3 protein-coding genes and 1 pseudogene are annotated in these 3,887 nt (G+C 74.3%); 3 read left to right on the top strand and 1 reads right to left on the bottom strand.

The window, feature by feature from the left end:
* Window positions 1-348, top strand: a pseudogene (locus KDK95_RS34105) (LLM class F420-dependent oxidoreductase); the annotation flags it as partial.
* A gap of 36 nt (window positions 349-384) precedes the next feature.
* Here the strand turns inward: KDK95_RS34105 and KDK95_RS34100 are convergent.
* Window positions 385-744, bottom strand: a complete 360-nt coding sequence (locus KDK95_RS34100) for a hypothetical protein (protein WP_212522499.1) — start codon at window positions 742-744, stop codon at window positions 385-387.
* A gap of 137 nt (window positions 745-881) precedes the next feature.
* On the opposite strand from KDK95_RS34100, the gene KDK95_RS34095 reads away from it, so the two are divergent.
* Both KDK95_RS34095 and KDK95_RS34090 read left to right on the top strand, forming a co-directional pair.
* Entirely contained in the window at window positions 882-2,588 is a 1,707-nt protein-coding gene (locus tag KDK95_RS34095; protein WP_212522498.1) for an NAD(P)/FAD-dependent oxidoreductase, read from the top strand.
* Window positions 2,589-2,742: 154 nt separating this feature from the next.
* On the top strand, window positions 2,743-3,756 hold the full coding sequence (locus KDK95_RS34090) for a 2-phosphosulfolactate phosphatase (RefSeq protein ID WP_212522497.1): 1,014 nt from the start codon (window positions 2,743-2,745) through the stop codon (window positions 3,754-3,756).
* Window positions 3,757-3,887 lie beyond the last annotated feature (131 nt).

Below are 3,887 nucleotides of genomic sequence, written 5' to 3'. Positions count from 1 at the left end.
GGCCGGGAGCGGGCGCCGAAGATAGCGCTGTGGCTGCCGGTGGCCGTCGAGCCGGACGCCGAGGGACGGCGCACGATGCTCCGCGACCTGGTGCCGTATCTGCGCTCGGCCGGGTTCAGCGGGATGTTCAGCGAGGCCGGCTTCGGCGAGGTGGTCCGGCTGGCCAGGTCCGGGGCGCACGTGCGCTCGGTGGTGGCCGCCGCGCCGCCGGAGCTGCTGGCCGCGGTCACCGCGGTCGGCGACGTCGCGGCCGTGCGCGCGGTGCTCGGCGAGTTCCGGGCCGTCGGCGTGGACGACGTGATACTGGTCCCGGACCGCGCCGAGACCCTCGAGGCGCTCGCCCCCTGATTCCGCCGCGGCCGCGCGGCGCCGGTCACTGCGCCGTCACTCCGCGCTCTCGTGCGCGTCGAGATGCCCGTTGGTGGTGCCCAGCGAGTCCTGCCGGGGCACCGTGTAAGGCCGCGAATAGGGCTGGTGCGAGGCGGGCTCCTGCGGCGAATACGGTTGCTGCGGATACGGATCGTGCGCGGCCCGCCGGGCGGCCGCGGTGTGCAGCGCGGCGCGCTTGGCCCGCGCCCGCGCCGCCGCCGAGGCGGCCCGCCGGCGCGCCCGCTCCTCGCGCGCCCCGCGGCGTACCGCGAGCACGGTGAGGCCGAGCACCAGCAGGCCGGAACCGAGTGCGCCGCCGCCCAGGATCAGGCCGGTGGCCGCGGTATCGCTCAACGCCCCCTCGAGGCCCGTCATCACGCCGTTGCCCACCCCTTCCCGCCACGTGTGCGCTCTCCTTCCTCTTCGGTTCCCGGTGCGGCGCCGGACGACACCCGTCGCCCGTTTGTTCGCTTCGGCGGGCGACCGTGCGGCACCCGGCTTAGCTTCAAGGCATGGACGTCGAATCCCCGGACCTGACAGCCGTCGTGCCGCTCGTCCTCGTCCTGCACGACGAGCCGGTGCAGCGCGACGAGATCGTCGAGCGGCTGCGCGGGCATCTCGGCATGCGCTACCGGGTGCTGGCCGCCGCCGGGGTGCGCGAGGCCACCGACGCCCTCGCGCACGCCATCGGCGTCGGCCGGCCGATCGCCCTCGTGATCAGCCTGATGCGGCTGCCCGACGGCAGCGCGATCGAGCTGTTCGGCCATGTGAAGGCCGCCTCCCCGGCGACCCGCCGGATCCTGCTGGCCCGGCCCGCGGACACCGAGGCGACGCTGCAGGCCATCACCCAGAGCCAGGTCGACCGGTACCTGGCGCTGGCCGCCGGATCGCCGGCCGAGCGGCTGTTCGCGATGGTCGACGACCTGCTCGGCGAGTGGGCCGGCCAGCACGGCGCCTCGCAGCTCGGCGTGACCGTGCTCGGCCACCGCTATTCGTCCACGGCGTATCTGGTCAAGGACTACCTCTCGCGCAGCCTGGTGCCGTTCTCCTGGTTCGACCTCTCGGACGACCCGCAGGCGCAGGCGATGGCGCGGGACCTGAACCTGCCGAACCCGGCCCCCACCACCGTGCTGCTGGACGACGGCCGGGCGCTGTTCGACCCGTCCATCGCGCAGCTCGCGGAGGCGCTGGAGCTGACCGAGCCAGCGACGCTGGACCGCTACGACCTGGTCGTGGTCGGCGGCGGCCCCGCCGGGCTCTCGGCAGCCGTCGCAGCGGCCTGCGACGGGCTGACCGTCGTCGTGGTCGAGGACGACTGCCCCGGCGGCCAGGCGGCCGGCACCGTGCAGATGGACAACCACCTCGGTTTCCCCGCAGGCCTGACCGGAGCCGACTTCGCGCACCGCGCACTGGCCCAGGCCAAGCAGCTCGGCGTGCAGTGGTGCAGCGCGAAGGTGGCGACGGCCCTCCTGCCGCTGCGCGGCGCCCACCGCGTGATGCTGGACGACGGCACGGTCGTCGTCGGCAGGTCGGTGCTCATCGCGACCGGGATGACCTGGCGCAGGCTGGAGGCCCCCGGCGTGGAGGAGCTGCTCAACGCGGGCGTCTACTACGGCTATTCGAAGGCGGAGACGCGGCAGACGGAGGGCGAGGACGTCGTCGTCGCGGGATCCGGGGACGCGGCGGGCACCGCGGCGCTCGACTTCGCCGAGCACGCCCGCACGGTCGTCCTCGTCGTCCGCGAACCGGCGCTCGAGGAGGCCGCGATCAGCCCGGAGATGGCCGAACGCGTCATGGCCACGCCGAACATCCGCGTCGTGTGCGACTGCGAGATCGGCGAGGTGCGCGGCTACGGCAGGCTCGAGAAGGTGGTGCTGCTCTCCGGAACCACGGGCGCGACGGAGGTCCTCACGGCCTCGACCCTCTACGTGCTGACCGGAACCGTCCCCTTCTCCGGCTGGCTGCGCGACGTCGTGGCCCAGGACGAGTACGGCTTCATCCTCACCGACGTCGAGGTGGTGCGCAGGCCCGAACTGCTCCCGCTGCCGTGGCCCGAGGAGCGCGCCCCGCTGCTCGCCGAGACCTCGGTACCCGGCGTGTTCGCGGCCGGCGACGTGCGCGCCGGATCCGTCAAGCGGATCAGCTCGGCGATCGGCCAGGGCTCCGTGGCCGTGGCGGGAATCGGAAGATACCTCGCATCCCTCTCGCCCGCCGACTGAGCTGGCAGGGGCGGGAGGGCCGGCCGGGACCGCACTGGGATCAGCGGCGCCGCCGACACCTCGGATTCGTGCTCTGATTTTCCGGGTCGGCCGCTGCGGCGTACGTCACGGGACTACCATGGCGTGCTGCGAGGATCGGCGAAGGAGGGGACCGATGCACGAGGGTCATGCGGACCTGAACGCGAGCGCGGACGCCGTTCCCCCGCCGAACTCCGGCGTCGTCCCCGACTACCCCGACCTCCCCTCGGCCGTCGTCGAGAGGACGGCCCCCGCGGCGGCGGGAGCGGTAGGCGTGCTGGGGTCCGCGGGTGCCGGCGGACCCGCGGCGTATTTGTCCCGCGCCACGCGCTCCGCCGCTTTCGACCCGTGGCCGGACAGCTCGGTGCACGTGGAGTGGGGCCGCACCGGGGCCGCCCTGGCCGCCGCGCGCGGAGACGTGATCGTCGTCGTCGACGTCTTCTCGCTCTCGACGACGCTGTCGATCGCCGTATCCCGCGACTTCACCTGCCTCGTCTACAGCGGCGCCGAGATCGAATCACTGGGCGGCCCCGCGATGGCCGCCCTGCGCCTGGGAGCCAGGCCGCCGAGCCGCAGGCGCAAGGCCGCCGCCGGGCAGGTCTCGCTCTCGCCCGCGAGCCTGCTGGAGGCCGAGCCGGGCCAGCGCGTCATCTTCACGTCCCGGAACGGCGCCTCGGTCGTCAGCGCCGCGTCCAAGGCCACGGCCGTGCTCATCGGCAGCCCCCGCAACGCCTCCGCCTGCGCGGCGGTCGCTGCGCAGCTGATGACCAGCGTGCGCGCCGGACGCGTGACCGTCATCGCCTGCGGCGAGCACTGGAGCTCCGTGGACCCCGCCGCCATCGGCACCCGCCCCGCGGCCGAGGACTGGATCGGCGCCGGAGCCGTCTGCGCCGGCCTGGCCGACCTCGGCTACTCCCTCTCCGCCGAGGCCCGCCTCGCCGCCGCGACGTGGTCCCACCCCACCGCCCTGCCCGACCTCGCCGACTGCGTCTCCGCCCGCGAACTGCGCGCCGCCGGCTTCGCCGCGGACGTGGAGCTGGCCCTCGACGTGGACGCCGACGAGAAGGTCCCCGTCCGCATGGCCGGCGAGCAGACGGGCCGGGTCTTCCTGGGCGAAGCGGCGAGGGACGAGTCAGCGGTCTGCGGATAGTCGTCGGCCTGCTGCTGTCCCGCCGTCGCCGTCGCTCCACTGCGCTCCGCGTCCTCGGCTACGTCCGGGCTGCTCGGCAGGCGGTGCGCGACGGGATGCGCAGCACCCTGACGTTTCTGCTGTCAGCAGAA

Origin of the sequence: Actinospica acidithermotolerans, from assembly GCF_018139625.1 — a bacterium.
Taxonomy (GTDB): Bacteria; Actinomycetota; Actinomycetes; order Streptomycetales; family Catenulisporaceae; genus Actinospica; species Actinospica acidithermotolerans.
The sequence above is the reverse complement of the archived record's forward strand: the minus strand, read 5'-3'. Positions and strand labels throughout refer to the sequence as shown.

What these genes read in the sequence shown, in the direction of transcription:
- KDK95_RS34100 (WP_212522499.1), bottom strand. Translation starts at nt 744, where the DNA reads ATGACGGGCCTCGAGGGGGCGTTGAGCGATACCGCGGCCACCGGCCTG.
- KDK95_RS34095 (WP_212522498.1), top strand. Translation starts at nt 882, where the DNA reads ATGGACGTCGAATCCCCGGACCTGACAGCCGTCGTGCCGCTCGTCCTC.
- KDK95_RS34090 (WP_212522497.1), top strand. Translation starts at nt 2,743, where the DNA reads ATGCACGAGGGTCATGCGGACCTGAACGCGAGCGCGGACGCCGTTCCC.